This is a genomic window from Serratia sp. 14-2641, assembly GCF_001692375.1.
In the GTDB taxonomy this organism is placed as follows: domain Bacteria; phylum Pseudomonadota; class Gammaproteobacteria; order Enterobacterales; family Enterobacteriaceae; genus Chania; species Chania fonticola_C.
Window position 1 is genome coordinate 179,479 of sequence record NZ_LXKR01000044.1, and the last position, 16,709, is coordinate 196,187.

General features: G+C 52.0%; 15 protein-coding genes. 1 reads left to right on the forward strand and 14 read right to left on the reverse strand.

Annotated elements, in window-relative coordinates; all coding sequences use genetic code 11:
- Positions 1-8: 8 nt before the first annotated feature.
- The 9 genes from icmH to tssB are packed head-to-tail and all read right to left on the reverse strand — an operon-like array spanning position 9 to position 9,241.
- Positions 9-770 (reverse strand): type IVB secretion system protein IcmH/DotU, encoded by a 762-nt coding sequence (icmH, locus tag A6U95_RS16135; RefSeq protein WP_161629438.1) that lies wholly within the window; start codon positions 768-770, stop codon positions 9-11.
- Positions 771-775: 5 nt separating this feature from the next.
- Positions 776-2,122, reverse strand: a complete 1,347-nt coding sequence (gene tssK, locus A6U95_RS16140) for a type VI secretion system baseplate subunit TssK (protein WP_024529707.1) — start codon at positions 2,120-2,122, stop codon at positions 776-778.
- 2 nt (positions 2,123-2,124) lie between these two features.
- Entirely contained in the window at positions 2,125-2,631 is a 507-nt protein-coding gene (gene tssJ, locus A6U95_RS16145; protein WP_065685189.1) for a type VI secretion system lipoprotein TssJ, read from the reverse strand.
- A complete protein-coding gene (gene tagH, locus A6U95_RS16150; protein ID WP_065685190.1) occupies positions 2,628-3,932 on the reverse strand; it encodes a type VI secretion system-associated FHA domain protein TagH in 1,305 nt (434 codons plus the stop codon). The genes tssJ and tagH overlap by 4 nt, the downstream gene beginning before the upstream one ends.
- A 25-nt stretch (positions 3,933-3,957) precedes the next feature.
- Complete coding sequence (gene tssG, locus A6U95_RS16155) at positions 3,958-5,010, reverse strand: type VI secretion system baseplate subunit TssG (RefSeq protein ID WP_024529704.1); 1,053 nt, start codon at positions 5,008-5,010, stop codon at positions 3,958-3,960.
- Positions 4,974-6,788, reverse strand: a complete 1,815-nt coding sequence (gene tssF, locus A6U95_RS16160; protein WP_024529703.1) for a type VI secretion system baseplate subunit TssF — start codon at positions 6,786-6,788, stop codon at positions 4,974-4,976. The genes tssG and tssF overlap by 37 nt, the downstream gene beginning before the upstream one ends.
- On the reverse strand, positions 6,788-7,228 hold the full coding sequence (gene tssE, locus A6U95_RS16165) for a type VI secretion system baseplate subunit TssE (protein WP_065685191.1): 441 nt from the start codon (positions 7,226-7,228) through the stop codon (positions 6,788-6,790). The genes tssF and tssE overlap by 1 nt, the downstream gene beginning before the upstream one ends.
- A 6-nt stretch (positions 7,229-7,234) precedes the next feature.
- Positions 7,235-8,716 carry a type VI secretion system contractile sheath large subunit gene (tssC, locus tag A6U95_RS16170; RefSeq protein ID WP_021804827.1) on the reverse strand — a complete coding sequence of 494 codons (1,482 nt, stop codon included), beginning with the start codon at positions 8,714-8,716 and terminating at the stop codon, positions 7,235-7,237.
- A gap of 27 nt (positions 8,717-8,743) precedes the next feature.
- Positions 8,744-9,241 carry a type VI secretion system contractile sheath small subunit gene (gene tssB, locus A6U95_RS16175; protein WP_024529701.1) on the reverse strand — a complete coding sequence of 166 codons (498 nt, stop codon included), beginning with the start codon at positions 9,239-9,241 and terminating at the stop codon, positions 8,744-8,746.
- 760 nt (positions 9,242-10,001) lie between these two features.
- On the opposite strand from tssB, the gene A6U95_RS16180 reads away from it, so the two are divergent.
- Positions 10,002-10,520, forward strand: coding sequence for an Hcp family type VI secretion system effector (locus tag A6U95_RS16180; RefSeq protein WP_021178406.1), 519 nt, complete (start codon positions 10,002-10,004; stop codon positions 10,518-10,520).
- 50 nt (positions 10,521-10,570) lie between these two features.
- On the opposite strand, the gene A6U95_RS16185 is transcribed toward A6U95_RS16180, so the two are convergent.
- The 5 genes from A6U95_RS16185 to A6U95_RS16205 form a co-directional block, all read right to left on the reverse strand.
- Positions 10,571-11,059: a hypothetical protein gene (locus A6U95_RS16185; RefSeq protein ID WP_065685192.1), complete on the reverse strand. Its 489-nt coding sequence runs from the start codon at positions 11,057-11,059 to the stop codon at positions 10,571-10,573.
- Positions 11,059-11,808 (reverse strand): helix-turn-helix domain-containing protein, encoded by a 750-nt coding sequence (locus A6U95_RS16190; protein WP_065685193.1) that lies wholly within the window; start codon positions 11,806-11,808, stop codon positions 11,059-11,061. Before A6U95_RS16190 ends, A6U95_RS16185 begins: the two co-directional genes overlap by 1 nt.
- A gap of 377 nt (positions 11,809-12,185) precedes the next feature.
- Entirely contained in the window at positions 12,186-12,836 is a 651-nt protein-coding gene (locus A6U95_RS16195; protein WP_065685194.1) for a response regulator transcription factor, read from the reverse strand.
- 17 nt (positions 12,837-12,853) lie between these two features.
- Entirely contained in the window at positions 12,854-16,114 is a 3,261-nt protein-coding gene (locus A6U95_RS16200; protein WP_065685195.1) for a hybrid sensor histidine kinase/response regulator, read from the reverse strand.
- An 89-nt stretch (positions 16,115-16,203) separates the two neighbouring features.
- Positions 16,204-16,698, reverse strand: coding sequence for a winged helix-turn-helix domain-containing protein (locus tag A6U95_RS16205; protein ID WP_065685196.1), 495 nt, complete (start codon positions 16,696-16,698; stop codon positions 16,204-16,206).
- Positions 16,699-16,709 lie beyond the last annotated feature (11 nt).

A 16,709-nucleotide genomic window follows, 5' to 3' on the forward strand; every position in this document is an offset into this window, starting at 1 on the left:
TGTGCTTCCTAGCTCAATAAATTGTTTAGCTGCTGCAAAATATCCTGAGTCTGTCCATGTAACTGGATGGCATAGAACAGGTAAATCACCGTCAACAGGCCTAAGCCACCCCATAGCAGATGCTTGATGGTCAACCGTTTACTCAGGTAATAGCGCCCGCCGGTGCGGCTTTGTTTCTGGTGCAAGACGGTCGCGGGGGCTTCACCGCGCAGCTGTTGCAGTTGGTGATGCAGCCGACGGAACAGCCGTTCAAAGTCATCGCTGTTTTGCAATGTCACCTTGTAGCGGCCGCGATAACCCAGGCAGAAACACAGGTAGATGAACTCCAGCAGATCCTGATAACGTTTGGGTTCGCCCATCAGGCGCTCCAGCAGGACGTACACCTTCTCGCCGCCCCAGGTTTCGTTATGGAAATGCACCAGCAAGGACTGCTGCAACCAGCCGTTTTGCGTATTCCAACCGTGCCCTAACGCCGTCTCATCGATAAAGGTACAAAGCACGTAGCGGAACGAAACGATCGCCCCTGGCTCGTAACCTTTGGTTTGCAGAAACTGCTCAATGGCGCGGATATCCGTCACCACCTGCTGATAAAGCTGGTCTGGCAGCGGCTGGTTTTCCATGTCCTTCAAGCGCAGCACCATGCCGAGTAACGGCGTGGCGGCATCCACCATCGCATTCAGGCTCTCGCCGCGCAGCGGGAGCTGATATTGCCGATACGAAGTGACGGTTTCCGTTTCGGGCAGCGCGGGGTTATCCGTGACGGCATGCATTTTCATTAGCTGCTCCTAATCGCCCAGAACTGCATATCCAGTTCAGGGAAGTCACCCGAAACGTGGAAGGCAATCGCGTTGCTTTGCAGGACCTCTTTCCAGGTCGGGCTTTGTCGATCCAACATGAAGTAGGTGTAGCCGGAATGGTAAGGCAGTTGACGCGGTGCGGCAGAGAGCGCCACCAGCGGTACACCAGGCAGTTGCAGGCTAACCAGCTCACGGATTTTCTCCAGCGAGGTGATCTTGGTTTGCTGCACGAATTGACGCCGCAGCTGTTCCTGCGGGATCTGCGCCCGGACGGCCAGCACAAAGTCGGCGCTGCGCAACAGATCGCTGTCGTTGATCGTCCCCACACGAATGCCGTTAGGCTGCGGATGCAGCTGTACCGAGATGGCACGCGGTGTCAGCACCGTGCTGAGCGTTTGGCGCATCGCCAGGAACAGCGGCTGGAAGCAGTCGGTCAGGTTGTCATGGTTATAGACGATGAAGCTGCCTGCCAGACGTGATTCGTCGGTAAAGGTGCGCAACTCGCCGCAGGTTTGCACCAGGTGGCTATAAAAATCCTGTGGGTGCAGCACTGCCTGATGGGACAGATGGGTGAATAGTGGCTGCATGCGGTTGAACACCTGCAGCATCATAAATTCGGCCACGTCGGCAATCCCCTGCTGGCCCGGCGAACCGATACGTTTGGCCAGCAACCGGGCGCGCTCCACCAAGGTGCCTTCCACTTCATCCATGAAGTCTTTCAACTGTACGGAAGCGTGCAGGGTGGTGCAGGTAGGAATAAATTCTTCATCCAGGATCAGCGAGCCGTCCGGGTGCTTCTCTTTGATGCGGCAGACCGGCAGCACGGAATAGGCGCTGAGATCTTCAGATCCCTGCATCAAACGCGGCGCAAGCTGGGCCAGCAGCAATTGGCTGACATCGCCGCCGTCGGTGTGCAAATCGCGCACGTCATCGGTATGTTCGGCGTAGCGGATCGCCCCAGGCAGTTGGCTGTGCGGGCTGGCAACCTCATTGATGGTGTCATTGAGCATCGGCAACGCCAGATAGATATCGCGGCTGGCGGCATCGTTGCAGTTCAGTACATCCAGCGGCTTGGGCGAGCAATCCTGATAAGGAATATCAAACACCGTGCCATCGGCCATGCTACCGCTGGCGTTGGTCAAGCCGATACGCCCCAGCTTGAGCAGTTCCTGATTGATCTGCAGCGAGTGGAAGCCATAGGTGTAATTGGTCAGCGCGGTGATGCGGCGCTGCAGCTGATAATCGTTATGTCTTTGTTGCTGTTGAAAGTGTTGTGGCTTAATGAACAGGCCTTCGCGCCAGATCACCCGATTCTTGGTCGGCATGGTTATTCTTCCTCTTTCCTTAAGTCGATTTCATCCGCTTTAACGTGGATCAGCACGCCGTAGTTATGACCAACATCGCTGAGCTTGATGATTTTTTTCCATTCAGCGCGATCAACGTCGGCATAGTAGGCAATCACCCCCAGATAGTGGGTCTTCTCTTCCAGCTCAATGGCGGGTAACGGTTTATATTGGCTCGGCAGCAGGGTGTATTCCTGGTGGTCGATGTAGTTCTTACTGAGCGTTTTCTTCAATATATCCGTGTCGAGCTGGTCGTAATCGGCCGCCAACAGTTTGGAATCGTCGCTCAGGTACACCACCGCAATCTCGGTCGGCGCGGCCTCACCTTTCTCATTGGGGTTGATGTTCGCGTCCGCCAGCAGCGTTAAGCGCAGCGTAGAAGGCTGCTCGGTAACGCGCTCCGGCTTCTTGTTTTTCCATATCGTGCATCCTGACAGCATCAGCACCAGGCATAGCGCAGTCGTCAGAAAGTATCCTCTGCCACCTTTCATCGTTCGCTGTCCTTCATCCCCTGGCGCAGCGCCTGGTCGTAAGCCTGTTCATACACTTCGCCAAACAGCTTTTCGAAGCCCTGCTGGCGGCTGGAGGCCAATTCCTGGTAGTAGTTTTTGTACATTTCCCAGGCCCAGGCGGAGTCTTGTTCCTGGCGCTCGTTGCTGCGCATGTAATGGCTAAAGCGCGTCAACAGTCGCTCTGGGGAGAAAGCTTCCAGCATGGTGCTCAACGCCTGGGCAATCGCCTGTTGGTTGGCCTGATGGTGCAGGCGCAGGTTATGCAGGCTCTCGGCCACCGCAGCCGGGGCGGAAAGGTGCACCGGGCTTTTTTGATCGGCAAACAGCAGGCTGAGCGTGGTGTCGTAATCCATATTCAGGCGCAGCGGGTTATCTTCAATTGGCCGCAAATGCTTGTCCCGCAGGCCGTGTTGGCTGCGCTGCAAGGCCAATAGCCCTTCAATGGCGGCCCTGAGCGTTTTGCCAGCTTCCTCGAGGAAGTCATTGGCCTCCTGGCTGTTGCGGATTGGCAGTTGTGCGCCAAAACCACGCATCAGCGGCGTGATCGCCACGTGCTGCTGTTCCATCTTGCTGTCTGACGGTGCCTGCTGGCCGGAAAGAAAACTGCTGATTTGCGGCAGATCGATAAACTCCTGATCCATGGCACTGTCCTTGGTGATATCAGAAAGTGGAGAAGAGAACAGCGGATCGCGGTAGCGATCCTGTTGTAATGATTGATCGGCGCCGGTGAGGGCGCTCAGAGGTTCGTGCATCGTCAGGCTCTCGGTTTCCAATACCCGCAGCGGGTCGTGGCTGAAACCGTTGGCGACCGTGGCGGCGAGGCGGTTGTCCTGCTCATGGTGGGAAACCTGTGTATTGCTCCCTTCCATCATCGCTTCCAGCGGGTTGCTGTAGCTGGAGACCAGCGATTCTGGCGAAACCATCAGCGGATCGATCATATCGGCGCTCGAGCGGCTGATATGGCTCTTGATGGCCAGATTGCCCACGCTGATTTCATCACCTTGCTGGATGCGCACCAAACCGGAGTTTGCCGTCAGCATCGACTGGTTAATACTCACAGCACCGTTGAGCACCCGCAGGCAAAAGGACCCATCACGCCATTCAATGGCAAACTGTGAAGGGCTGATATTGCCGCCCTGATCTTGAATAGACCAATGATGGCTGCCGTCACTGCCAACCACCCCACCCTGTGCATTAAACAGGCTGCTGGCCGGTTTGCCACTTTCCAATCTGTCGCTATTGACGACTCGCAATGATAGCGTCGGTTGCTGTTTATCCATGATCTCTCTTCCTGAATCTTGATTGTCATTCCATAACGCTGATGGTTACGTGGGGCTGTTGCTCGGGTTCCCCGAGGAAGCTGGTCCAGCCCAGCAGGTTGTTTTGTTCTGTCCCCAGGATCATGCCGCCCACCTGCTGCTCTGCCAGACCCAGGCGTAAATCCCACGAAAACTGGTCACGCATAATGAAAGCCACAAACATCTCTAACGGCTCGTAATTCTCCCCGTTAGGTAAAAATGACAAGAACTGTTCACGCGTCAGTTGGTTGAGGCACAACTGATATTTGCCACTGCGATCCGCTACCTGCGATCCCAGTGAGAAATTGACGCCCAGCACCGATTTCCCCTGGTATTTCTGGCCGCTCACCTTCACCCTGCCGCCCAGGCGATTCTGCTGCTCCGGGGCAATTTTGACCTTGCGCAGTTGCCAACTTTGCAGCGTCACATCCGCCAGGTTGAAACAGTGCGCCACCAGGCTGCAAATTACTTCCGGGGCACGCCCAGGGCTGGCCAGCAAGCCGGCATAGGCCAGCATTTTGCCGTGGTGGATGCGCAGTTTTTTGCGGATCGCCTCGTTACTTAATCCCACTAGCGCAAACATGCGCTGCGAGACATCATCGTTACCACCCTCGTCAAAGCAGATGTAGTAGCGGTATTTGCGCCAAATCTGATGCAGCAGCGTTAACAGCCGGTGGTTGAACACGTTGAGAAAATCCGTCAGGCGGTTTTCATTCTGGGCATCTTCCCAGGCCAACGAATCCAGGTAGTAACCGGGTAACGGCGACTGGCTGCCATGCAACCCAAGGAAAGAGACTTCCAGCTCAAACTGGCCGCGAGCGGAAGTCTCCAACGCGATCACGTCACGGGTTGGAAAAGCCAGGCTGGCGGTCGATTTAAAGCGGATGGCCTCATCGGCTGGCCTGGCTGAACCCGGGGATTTTTGCCACGCTACCGCCATTTGGTTGAGCAGCTCGACCAATTGGTAAAAGTTATAACGTGACACATCCAGCACTGGCTCCGGCGGTACGCCTTCACCCGCGCTTACATCAATGCATGTTGACCCGTCTGTACCGGCCATTGGTAACATTCCTGATTATCAAGATTGATGACTTTCAAAAGGTGGAACGAGTTGACGCTGGCATACAGGGAGAAGAAGCGTGCCAACACCGTACCAAACAGGTAAAGCTCACCTTCAGAACCAAAAGCGCTTTGCTCCAGCCAGAGGGTGGTTTGCAGACCTCTGACCGGTAAACCACGGAACAACCTGTCGATCGGCTGGGTTTCGATACGCGAAATCGCGTCCAGTTTTTTTTGCGACGACCGAGCGGATTGCCGGTTATGTACGCTGGGAAAATCATAGGTCTGCAGGATCTGTTTTAACGAATCCTTGTCCAGTAATGACATGTAGTTCAATGACATATTGGACAACAAAGACCATTGCAGGCTGCCATCCAACACCGGATACAGCGGTACCGAAGGCCGGGTAATATTACGGAAGGTGGCAAATGACGGGCCTGCTTGCGTCCGTTGGCAAATATCACCCACGCGTAGCGCCAGCGGTAATTCGCGGTTGGTACAGGTCATGCTGACCGACACGTTTTCTTGAGACAGCGCCACCTGCGTCTCATCACTGCGCACAAAGGAGATGTAATGCTCAAAGCCCTTACGGAACAGCGAGTTTCTCACCCGCAGGCGGTAATAGAGCATGTTGCGCTCCTGCGCAGGTTCCACCTGATGATGGAAACTTTCAAACGCCGGATAGCTTCTGGCCTGCCCACGCCCGCTGCCCTTGGGATCTTTGCTTAACCAGCTCTCCACGCGATCGACCGAGAAAATCTCGTAGCGCTCAGGATGATGGTAGCTGGCACACAGCGGATATTCGGTTTGTGTGCCATCCAGGGCTATCGCCTCGCTGTCGCGTTTGAACAGGTTCACCGCCGGGGTGCAGTTCAGGCGCAGGGTGGTTGGCCGTATCTTGACCTCAGGCGGCAATGGCTGGGAGAAATGCAAATTGAGGGTGAATTCGCTGGCTTTCAGATGCGCGGGGAAATCCACCACGCCAGCCACGTCAAAGAACAGGAAGCCTTCCGGGAAACAGAAATACTCCTGCAGGATACGGTAGCCGACATAGGCGTTTTTCGGATAAGGCAACAGCGCATCTTCACGCTCAAAGCCCACCGGGTTGAAATCGAAGTCCGGCATCGGAATGGTGATGCCATTGACCACCAGATCGGCCCGTTCGAAATAGTGACTGATCCAGAAATAGAGCTGGGTGCTGGTGTAACCGTCCTCACCCAGATAGAAACGCAGTTTATCGAGCCGCATTTCTTGCACGTTCAACTCTGCCTTGGCGCCAAAGTGAATGCTCAATATCCCCTGTTCGTTGCTGTTGTTGACGGCGATATCCTGGATGCCCATCGGAAACAGCCAGACATCCCGACAGAGGGTGAAGCTGCACTGGGGCCCGTGTGTTTCGCTGTCGTTTTGCAACGCACCACGTTCCGCCCTTTGCGCAATTGGGACGCTCTCGATCTGGCTACCGCGCTCGATCAACGTCGCTTCAGTGAGTGCACTGCTGTTCGGCGTGTATTCGACGATGGTCATGCTGGGCACTGGCCGCAAATAGTTCGGCCACAGCATATTCAGCAGGCCGTGTGTCAACTCCGGGAACTGGTCGTCGATCTTTTCGCGCAGGTTGCCGGTCAGAAAGGCGAAGCCTTCCAACAGGCGCTCAACGTCCGGATCGGAACCCTGTTCGGATAAAAAGGCAGCAAGGTGCGGCCGTTCGATTGCGGCATCACGCCCTAACTGCCGGAGATAATCCAGCTCATCCCTGAAGTACTTTTCGAACGACATTATGCTTCCTGGTTTAGGCAGTAACGGCGGTTGCTGTCCAATTGGATATTGAACTCAACCATATCGCCGATATTGTCGAAATCAACGTGAGCACTGATATGGAAACTCAATAACAGTGGGTCCCCCTGATCCACCAGGGATTGAACGGCAACCTCGGAAATTCTTGGCTCGTAGCGCTCAATACACTCCTTGATGGCCTGCTCAATACTCTTACGGAAATCAGACGTGGTTGCCGTGGCATCATTGAGATCAATAACCCCCAGGCCTGCAGCACTTTGGCAGGCTCCGGGGCGCGAATTGAGGACTTCGTTCAAATGCTGCTTGATTGAGATTAATAGCTCTTGAACACGGCTATGTGAGGAAGGGCCAAAGCCCTTCCCCTGGATACGCTCAAACAAGCTGGCAGAACTTCCTCGCTCCCAATTAAGAAGCGCAGCCATTGCCTGTTATTCCTTATCCAAACGACCAACCAGCGAGAGCTCGAAACTGGCTCCCATGTATTTGAAGTGTGGACGCACCTGCATCGCCACCTGGTACCAGCCCGGATCCCCTTCGACATCCAGCACCTGGATCTGAGCAGAGCGCAGAGGACGGCGGCTGCGGACATCGGTCGGTGGGTTTTCCTGATCGGCAATGTATTGCTTGAGCCAGATGTTCAGCTCACGCTCCAGATCCTGACGCTCTTTCCACGAACCAATCTGCTCACGCTGTAGCACTTTGATGTAGTGAGCCAGACGGTTGATGATGAACATGTACGGCAGTTGGGTACCCAACTTGTAGTTGGTTTCCGCCATCCGCCCTTCATGGGTATTCGGGAATACCTTCGGCTTTTGGACCGAGTTGGCCGAGAAGAAGGCCGCGTTGTCGGTTCCTTTGCGCATGGTCAGGGTAATAAAGCCCTCTTCCGCCAACTCAAATTCACGACGATCGGTGATCAGCACTTCGGTCGGGATCTTCGCCTGTACCTGGCCCATCGCCTCATAGAGGTGAACCGGCAGGTTGTGCACCGCACCACCGCTTTGTGGCCCAATGATGTTCGGACACCAGCGATACTTGGCGAAGCTGTCTGTCAGGCAGGCTGCCAGCAGGAATGCGGTGTTGCCCCACAGGAAGTGTTCGTGATCCTTGCTGACGTCTTCGTAGTAGTTGAAATTCTTGATCGGGTTTTCAACGGTGGAATACGGCAAACGCAGCAGGAAACGTGGCGTGGTCAGGCCCAGATAGCGGGAGTCTTCCGACTCGCGCAGCGCACGCCATTTGGTGTGTGCTGGTCCTTCGAACACCGACTTCATGTCTTTGATGGCTGGCAGCTCGGTAAAGCTGTTGATACCAAAGAAGTCCGGCGCAACGCTGGAAAGGAACGGCGCATGTGCCATGGCCCCAACGGCGCTGACGTATTGCAGCAGCTTCATATCCGGGGTGCTGTTGCTGAACGCATAGTTACCGATGATGGCTGCGGTAGGTTCGCCGCCAAACTGGCCGTAACCGGATGAGTACACGTGCTTGTAGAAACCAGACTGGATAATTTCCGGCGAGAACTCAAAATCTTCCAGCAGCTCTTCTTTCGTCGCGTGCATGATGTTGATTTTGATGTTTTCACGGAAATCGGTGCGATCCACCAACAGCTTCAGTGAACGCCAGGAAGATTCGATTTCGCGGAATTCTTTGGCATGCAGAATTTCGTCCATCTGGGCACTGAGCTTTTTATCCAGCTCAATGATCATTCTGTCGACCAACAGCTTGTTGATCGGTTCTTCGTTGGTGCCAGTGTCCAGAATGCTGCTGATAAATGCAGCAACGCCCTGTTTGGCGACGTCATAGCCATCATTGCCCGGCATCATGCGGGTCTGAGACATGATTTCGTCAAGCAGGAAAGTGGTACTGGTAGGTTCGGCAGCTAAAACCGCATTTTCTTCATGTAAAGACATACGTAAAATTCCCTCTTTCCGTCTCAATTATTTCTGATTAAGAATGTCCAGTTCCTTTAGCAACTGCTCACGCATTTCTTCATTGCCTAGGAGATCTTGCAGACGAGAACGGAAGGCAGGAATGTTGCCCAGAGGCCCTTTCAGGGCGACCAGCGCTTCCCGCAGTTCCAGAATTTTTTTCAGTTCAGGGACGTTTTTCGCCACGTTATCCGGTGAAAAATCGTCGAGGGAATTGATCGCCAAAGTTACCGGCATCTCTTCTTTCCCTTCGCCTTCCAGGTGATTGGGTACAGTGAACGAAAGGTTGATATTGGCTTCGTTCATCACCGCGTTGAAGTTGTTCTTGCTGACGGAAACGACCTGACGTTCTTCAATCGGAGTATCTTCACGAACCCCCTTGAGATCGCCAACAACCATCAGGTTCAGTGGCAGTTCGATTTCAGTGGTTTGATCGCCCGTGTTAGGAACATACTTGATGTTGATCCTTTCCTTGGGGGCAACACTGCTTTGATTATTCTTACTCATCACTCGTCCTTTTAGTCACAATAAGGGAATACCAGCTAATGTTTGTTGAATGAGCACCGGAAAATGACATTCAGATATCATCCATGCTAATAGAGTCATCGCCATCTATTCAGATAGTAAATCTATCACCGTAAACCTAAATACCTTCCTCCTATGCCGTGCCGAAGTCTGCGAATAATCCGTCTTTACGCGCAAAGTTGGGAATCCTCCTATATTTTACGGAATCCTGAGAATCATCCTAAATAATAACAAAACCCCGAGAAATGAGATTACGGACCACGGCAAAACTGGACAGTTCCTGCATTAGCATAGCTTCACTGAATGTATCGTCCCCGATCTGACCGGTAAAAGTCCATAAATTTTTCTTTACTAAGCCTCCTAATAATTTATCACCTGGCGAGAACAACTTTCGGCTTATGATCATAAAAAATAATTTTATAAAAATTAATTAATTCAGTAAAAACATAGTGTTACGAAATCATGCAATTATTATAATTATGTTTAACCAACAAATCATAACCACCATCAATATTTAAACCAGCATAAAACACCAATAATGCAAATATTATAATCATTTATACCATTAACAAGACCAATAAACCTTGCAAATTTGTGAGTGGCTTGGCACTAGAGAAAGACCCGATTATAGTGATGGCCGAAGTGAGAAGTGGGGCAAGTCACATTCGAGGTCGATTATTATCGGCGAGGGGTGTGACTAGCATTGAGTTATTACTAAGCTTATCTAACAAGGATCTTTAAGATGCCAACTCCAGCTTATATCTCTATCACAGGGAAAACCCAGGGTAATATCACCGCCAGCGCATTTACCGCTGAATCTGTCGGTAACATCTTTGTTCAAGGCCACGAAGACCAGATGCTGGTTCAGGAATTTGAACATATCGTTACCGTACCAACCGACCCGCAGTCAGGCCAGCCGTCAGGGCAGCGTGCACATAAGCCATTCCGCTTCACCGTGGCTTATAACAAAGCTGTTCCATTGCTGTATAACGCATTGGCCTCTGGCGAAATGCTGCCAACGGTTGAATTGAAATGGTACCGCACCTCGATCGAAGGTAAACAAGAGCACTTCTTTACCACCAAACTGGAAGATGCCACCATCATCGATATCGACTGCAAAATGCCACACTGCCAGGATCCAACCAAGGCTGAGTTCACTCAGTTGGTTCGCGTTTCACTGGCATACCGTAAAATCACTTGGGAACACACCACTGCCGGGACTTCGGGTTCTGACGACTGGCGTGCCCCAATCGAAGCCTAAGGCCAGCCTTAGCTTCGCCCAAGCAGCCAATCGAGAGATTGGCTGCTCTTTTACATCCGCTTGCTCGCACATATGGCTATCGGGAAGATCATCTCGCGTAGTTCATAGCCGCCATTGCCGATGGGGGTAATCGAGATATACAATTCTTGTTTATTCTCAAAGATCAGCTCATTGAACAACGCATCCGGCGCACTATTGGCGGTAGAGTAATTTTCATCACCGATTTTCTTAAGATGATAGTAGGTGCCGTAGGGTTTATTGCCGTAGTTAAAGTAAATCTTGCGGTTGACATTATAATTCACCCCTTCCTTGTTGAGCACTCCCCTCACATAAAGCATGCCTATATTGTCGCTTACCAGCATGAGAGAGACATCACCTTCAATCTTGCTGTGGCTGGCTACATTTTCGAAATAGACCTCCGTATCACACTTGAAGTATTGTCCTTTGCTCTCCGAAGACATCAGGAACGCCAGGGTTGATGCCCCTAACAGCAGAATGATGATAAACGCATACGCCAACTTTTTCCTGTTCATCGCCATCAAACCACTTTTATACTGTAACAATGTTCATAATTCCCGCCATTCTCATTGCGGCACAAAGACAGCATTCTGAATTGGTTGGCGCTCTGTTCTTCGCCACTGAGATAGAAAAATACGTCATAGCGATCGTACTCACAATCCACGTCATTCTTTTTTATCATCTCCATGACGAGAGCGATGGACGCCTCCCGTTTTTTTTCAGGGATCTCCCTCAGCGTTTTCAATACGCACCCTTTATACTTATAGAAGGTTTTAGGCTGAGTATTTGCAAACATCGAGTGAATTTTATTGCCATACAGCGAAGTAAACAGCGCCACCAAAACCAGGATACAAAGGGCAAGGCTCATATACATTGACCTGGAAGAGGGTTTTTCCTTCACCGTTGCTCCCTGAACCGCCCTCGCTGGCTGCCCTTCCCCATCAACCAGGACAATCATGTGATTGCGGTTCAAGGCAAAGCCTTTTTTGGGCACGGTTTTAATCAGATCGTGCAGGTCAGCCAACTCCTCCAAATGCTTCCTCAATATACTAATATGATTATTGAGGTTATTATTTGATGCCGTGAGCCCATGCTCTGACCAGACGACATTCAGCAAATGCTCTCGAGTCACACCCGCAGGGTTTTTCAAAAGCTCACAGAAAAGCCGAGATGAAATAGCACTTAACGTTAACGTTTTATTATTCTGCTCATTGGAGAGTAAATGCTCTTCGGTATCAAAGAATAAACTGCCGTTGATAATATAGTTCACTTAATCACCTGCTACTTTGCATAATATAACCAAATAGCTGCGTCCAATGGGACTGGAGAAGGGAGTTCTTAATTTTACTCAGCAAAGCTACGCTGTGCCACGGCAATATCATTCACCAGCCAGCTTTTTTAATCAAGTATTATGCGGCAGTAAGATTATTTATGCTTAAATAAAAAACAGGAAAAAAACATAAAATAACTACTTATTATTAATTAAATATAATCAAAAGATGCATCATAGCGCAAGTCACCCGCATTACAGATAATCACCTCTAATAAAACATATTTACCAGAATTTAAATCTATATAATATTATCTAATCAGATAAAAACACCAAGTTACCTTAGTGTGCTTAAGCACCACTTAACCGCCGTGCTATCAGTCAAAAATATGGTTTCCCATGCAAAAGCGGATCAGTTCCTGATTACTCTCAACGTTCAACTTACGCATGGCGGAGTTCTTCTGCAGGCTGACCGTCTTGGCACTCCGATTAAGCCGTTCAGCGATATGCGCAATGGAGTCACCCTCGACAAAATAGCGCAAAACTTCAAACTCACGTGGGGACAGGCTATTGATGCGTTGCTGTATAAATACCTCGCGCTCATCACCACGGCCATCGCTCTGGAACGAAGCGGGATAATATCTGGCGTTCACCCTTACGGCTCGTAACGCTGATTGCACCTCTGACAGCGGATCCTGTTTGAATACTACGCCCGCTACCCCTGCGTCATAAAGCGCAGACACGATCATCGGATTGGAGATCATGGTCAATACCAATATTTTGATCTGCGGGAAATTTCTGACCAGAAAATCGACGTAGCGTAAACCGTCTTTATGTACCTCATCGTTAGGCATATTGTAATCGGTGATAACAACATCGGGTGGGGTGGTTTTGAGATAGCGAACCAACTCCTCAGTGGAGGCGAAGGTGGCCACGACCTCGATATGGAGCAGTTGATCCAGAAAGTCTTTCAGTCCAGCCAATACCACCTGGTGGTCATCCACAAGGACTACGCGTAATGTTTTCATCGGCCATCTTCTTGTTATCAGATTGATGCGATGCTGTTCAAAACCTGACGTATCTCAGCGACGATCGCGGGCATTCTGGCCTGCCCTTGCTCATCCAGACCCTGCGTTTGCATATGCAGCTCAAGCGCTTCCATTTGCGCCGCCAGCGCCCGATGCTGTGCCAATGCCAGCGCAGCCCGCATTCGGTGTAAGGCCGTGGCAACCCGATCAGCATCGTTGTCTGCCATTCCCTGCTCTAGCTGACGCATATCTTCCGCCATGGTGCTGAGAAAAATGTCGCGGTGTTTGTTGAGCACGTTGGGTTCTACGTGTTTGAAATCCCTATCGTCGTTACCCTCGAATTGATTATGGTCGTTGTGGGAAAATTTGCGCAAGATTTCTACCAACGTACGTAACTCAATCGGCTTGACCAGCCAGGCATCCATGCCCGCTTCAACACAGCGGCGTTCCTCATCCAGCATCGCGTTGGCCGTTACCCCGATAATCGGCACCGTTGCCCCCTCCGCGCGCAGCTTACGCGCCAGATCGTAACCATTCAGGTAAGGCATGTTGACGTCGGTCAGCACCAGGTCATAGGGAGTGATATCCCACTGTGCCAGCGCTTCTTCACCATCGCCCGCCAGTTGGACCTCACAACCCAACAGTTCGAGTTGCCCCTGTAGTGTGACCTGGTTAAGAGGATGGTCTTCTGCCACCAATACGCGAAAGTGGAATTGCGGCAGAGCCATTTCGTGCTGTTCGCTTGGAGGGTCACCGTTGAGCAGTTGGCTAATGCCATAACCTATGCTGCTGAGGCTGTACGCATCAACCTCAGCACCATTAACAACTTCACCGGATAAATAGACGGTTAAAATCGACCCATGCCACTCAAGCGCTTCACCCGGCGAGCTCCGCTGCATATCCAGCAAAATAGCCTCGTCATTCACCGGCAACAGGCGATCTATCGCCGGTTCCGCTTGAGCCCCCCAATACCGAAGCCAAGTACAGATATTGTCGGTCAGTTCCGGATGCGGCGAGCGTACCAGCACGGTGGCTCCTTCCAATTGCGGCTCCCGCACATCGGACGTTTCACCAACGGCAAGATCCAACGTCACCGCAAACTTGCTACCTAGCCGGGGTTCACTTTCCAGCGTGATTTCCGTCCCCATCAACTCGGCAAGGCGTTCACAGATGGAAAGGCCTAGCCCCGCGCCACCCAAGCTGCTCTGACCCTCGCCAACCAAATAGAAGGGAGTGAACAGTTTCGCCTGATGCGCTTTAGAGATGCCGACCCCACTGTCACAGACCTCCAGGTGCAGCCGGGTTTGCTCGCGGCCAGCATCGACCTGACTGAGCCGAACGATGACGTGGCCAAACTCGGTAAACTTGATCGCATTGCTGATGAGATTACTCAGGATCTGCCTGATGCGCACCGCATCTCCAATCACCACCGGCGGCACTTCGGGATCGACCACAGAGAACAACAGCAAGCCCTTACGGTGGGCCATTGCCGCATAAGTCCCGGTGCAGTTTTGTACCAGCTCGCGCGGCTGAAACGGCCTCTTTTCCAACCGCAACTGCCCGGCCTCAATCTTGCTGACATCCAGGATATCGCTGATCAATTGCAGCAGCATTTGTGAAGCATCGTCGATGCGTTCGACATATTGACGTTGCTGGCGATCCAACCGCGTGGTAGCCAACAGCTCCAAAGTGCCTAATGCGCCATACAACGGCGTGCGGATCTCATGGCTCATGGTGGCCAGGAAGGTAGACTTTGCCGCGCTGGCGTCATCCGCAGCCGCCTTGGCTCGTGCCAGTTGGCGTTCTATTTCCGCCCGTGCGCTGACGTCCGCAAAGGCGCATAGGATAACGTCACGCTGCATATAGCGGGTTGGCGCATAGGCAACGTAAAGTATCCTTCCCCCAGCCATATCCAGTTGTTCGATAGCCCCGGCCGTCTGTGCGGAAAACACCTGATCCAGCAGCCTGGTGGTGGTGGCAGATTCTGGTAACCGTTCGCCGACAGTTGCCCCTAACCAGTCCAAAGCCAGCGCATTGCCAAACACCAGATGACTATCGGCACGATCGATCAGACACAACGCAACCGGGGCCGTCTGTATCAAGGTACGATTAAAGGCATCGCTTTCCAGTATTTCATGTTGGGCCTCCTGAGCTGGCAAGATCACCCGCCGGTTATACCAACGCAGATAAACCAAGCCGCTCATGCTGCCGGCCAGCACCACCAATAGCACGCTAACTGGCAACCACAGGTTGTCCTGGAAAAAGCTCGTATAGCTTACGGAATAATACCCCGTCCAATCGCCGCTTGGGTCGACAACCTTGAACACCAGACCGTTCAGGGTGTAGTGCAAACCTGGCATGTCGACACTCGGAGGCTGGCCTTCTCCCATCAGCAAGCCGAACTCTTTATGGCTCAGCCACATATAATTATACCGTTGCAGCCAGAATATATGACGTGGTGCCGGGTTGACGGCTCGCTCCAGTACCCCCACCTGCGTACGACTCAGCAGGGTTACCGCGTAGATGCAACTGGAAGCGCTTTGACCAAAGTCGCGCCAGATACTGGGCGATAACCCGGCAGGGATCAGTCCGATCAGTCGATTTGGTAGGGCCGCGTTACGAAACCAGATAGTCTCATCATCTATTGGCTTGTCCCCGGCATGCCACTGGCAAATATCGGTTGCTGTGCGACGCCTTAGCTTCTCCCGCACGGCATCGACCACTGCGCGGTAGGTCTCAAAGTTGATTGGCTCATACCCGGCACTGACGTTAACGGCGGGTACGCTGACGCTGATATCGTCTACTTGATTAACGAAGAAAACGTGGGAGGCAGGGTAATAGGATGAGGCCCAAAACGAAGCGTAAAAATCGGCGAGATAGCTGCCTAGCGGGAACAGCGACGCTGGTGCGCTGGGGCAATCTTTTTCGCACATTAAGGAGAATGGCATATCCACCACGGATTCACGCCCTTCAAAAAACCGGGCTCCCCAGGCAGGCAAGGTAGCAATCTCATGAAAGCTGCCAACGCGCGTAACGGGCAGTTCTGACAGTTGCCCGCTCTGATGGCGTAATTGGTGCAGGAAGGTTTCCTGTTCGTGGGCATACCCCACCAGCGTCAGGAAATCTAACGTGAAGCGGCCGCGCTCCTGATCGATAATGCGTTGTGAACCCCAATACAGTCCTGCGACCAAAACCATTGCCAGCACAACCAGACCAGACAGCGCCTTGTTTTGTCTACGTAACGTATGGGTGATCCGGCTAAACGGCGTTTGTGGCATAAGATGGCAACCTGCAATGCATCATGGGGGCTTGAACTGATTATAAGATTAGTAAATCAGAATGCCCACCCACTCTAACCAGACTTAACTCAACACACCCCAAACATAGCGTGGTAATCATTGGTAATCACCAGGCCAAGCAGCACCAGCAAAATGACGATGGTGATTGAGAGAAACCACAGGGTCGCCGGATAGTCCATCGCAGTCGTTTTTTTTGCCAATTTGGCTTCTGCTTCAGGTTGTTCAGGAACCTCAAGCACGTTCACAGCGTACTTCTTGTTCACCACAAAGCCTTTTTTGGGCAAGGTAATGATCAGATCATCCACCGCTGCAATGCTGGCAATATTCTTGCGTAACAAACTGATGTGGTTATTGAGATTATTATTTGACGGCTTCAAGCCATGATTGGACCACACGGCATCCAGCAAATAGTCACGCTCAACCCCCGCTACATTTTCTAGCATCTCAACAAATAAACGGGCGGTGATCGCCCCGATCTCGAGTGATTCACCTGGTGACTCTTGCAAGAATAGCGTTCTTTCATCGCTATCAAATACCAGTCCGGTATCAATTATATACTTCATATTATGCTAAC

Bases quoted from the DNA above. Each gene is read 5' to 3' on its own strand.
- icmH (WP_161629438.1), bottom strand. From the start codon at position 770: ATGCATGCCGTCACGGATAACCCCGCGCTGCCCGAAACGGAAACCGTC.
- tssK (WP_024529707.1), bottom strand. From the start codon at position 2,122: ATGCCGACCAAGAATCGGGTGATCTGGCGCGAAGGCCTGTTCATTAAG.
- tssJ (WP_065685189.1), bottom strand. From the start codon at position 2,631: ATGAAAGGTGGCAGAGGATACTTTCTGACGACTGCGCTATGCCTGGTG.
- tagH (WP_065685190.1), bottom strand. From the start codon at position 3,932: ATGGATAAACAGCAACCGACGCTATCATTGCGAGTCGTCAATAGCGAC.
- tssG (WP_024529704.1), bottom strand. From the start codon at position 5,010: ATGGCCGGTACAGACGGGTCAACATGCATTGATGTAAGCGCGGGTGAA.
- tssF (WP_024529703.1), bottom strand. From the start codon at position 6,788: ATGTCGTTCGAAAAGTACTTCAGGGATGAGCTGGATTATCTCCGGCAG.
- tssE (WP_065685191.1), bottom strand. From the start codon at position 7,228: ATGGCTGCGCTTCTTAATTGGGAGCGAGGAAGTTCTGCCAGCTTGTTT.
- tssC (WP_021804827.1), bottom strand. From the start codon at position 8,716: ATGTCTTTACATGAAGAAAATGCGGTTTTAGCTGCCGAACCTACCAGT.
- tssB (WP_024529701.1), bottom strand. From the start codon at position 9,241: ATGAGTAAGAATAATCAAAGCAGTGTTGCCCCCAAGGAAAGGATCAAC.
- A6U95_RS16180 (WP_021178406.1), top strand. From the start codon at position 10,002: ATGCCAACTCCAGCTTATATCTCTATCACAGGGAAAACCCAGGGTAAT.
- A6U95_RS16185 (WP_065685192.1), bottom strand. From the start codon at position 11,059: ATGGCGATGAACAGGAAAAAGTTGGCGTATGCGTTTATCATCATTCTG.
- A6U95_RS16195 (WP_065685194.1), bottom strand. From the start codon at position 12,836: ATGAAAACATTACGCGTAGTCCTTGTGGATGACCACCAGGTGGTATTG.
- A6U95_RS16200 (WP_065685195.1), bottom strand. From the start codon at position 16,114: ATGCCACAAACGCCGTTTAGCCGGATCACCCATACGTTACGTAGACAA.
- A6U95_RS16205 (WP_065685196.1), bottom strand. From the start codon at position 16,698: ATGAAGTATATAATTGATACCGGACTGGTATTTGATAGCGATGAAAGA.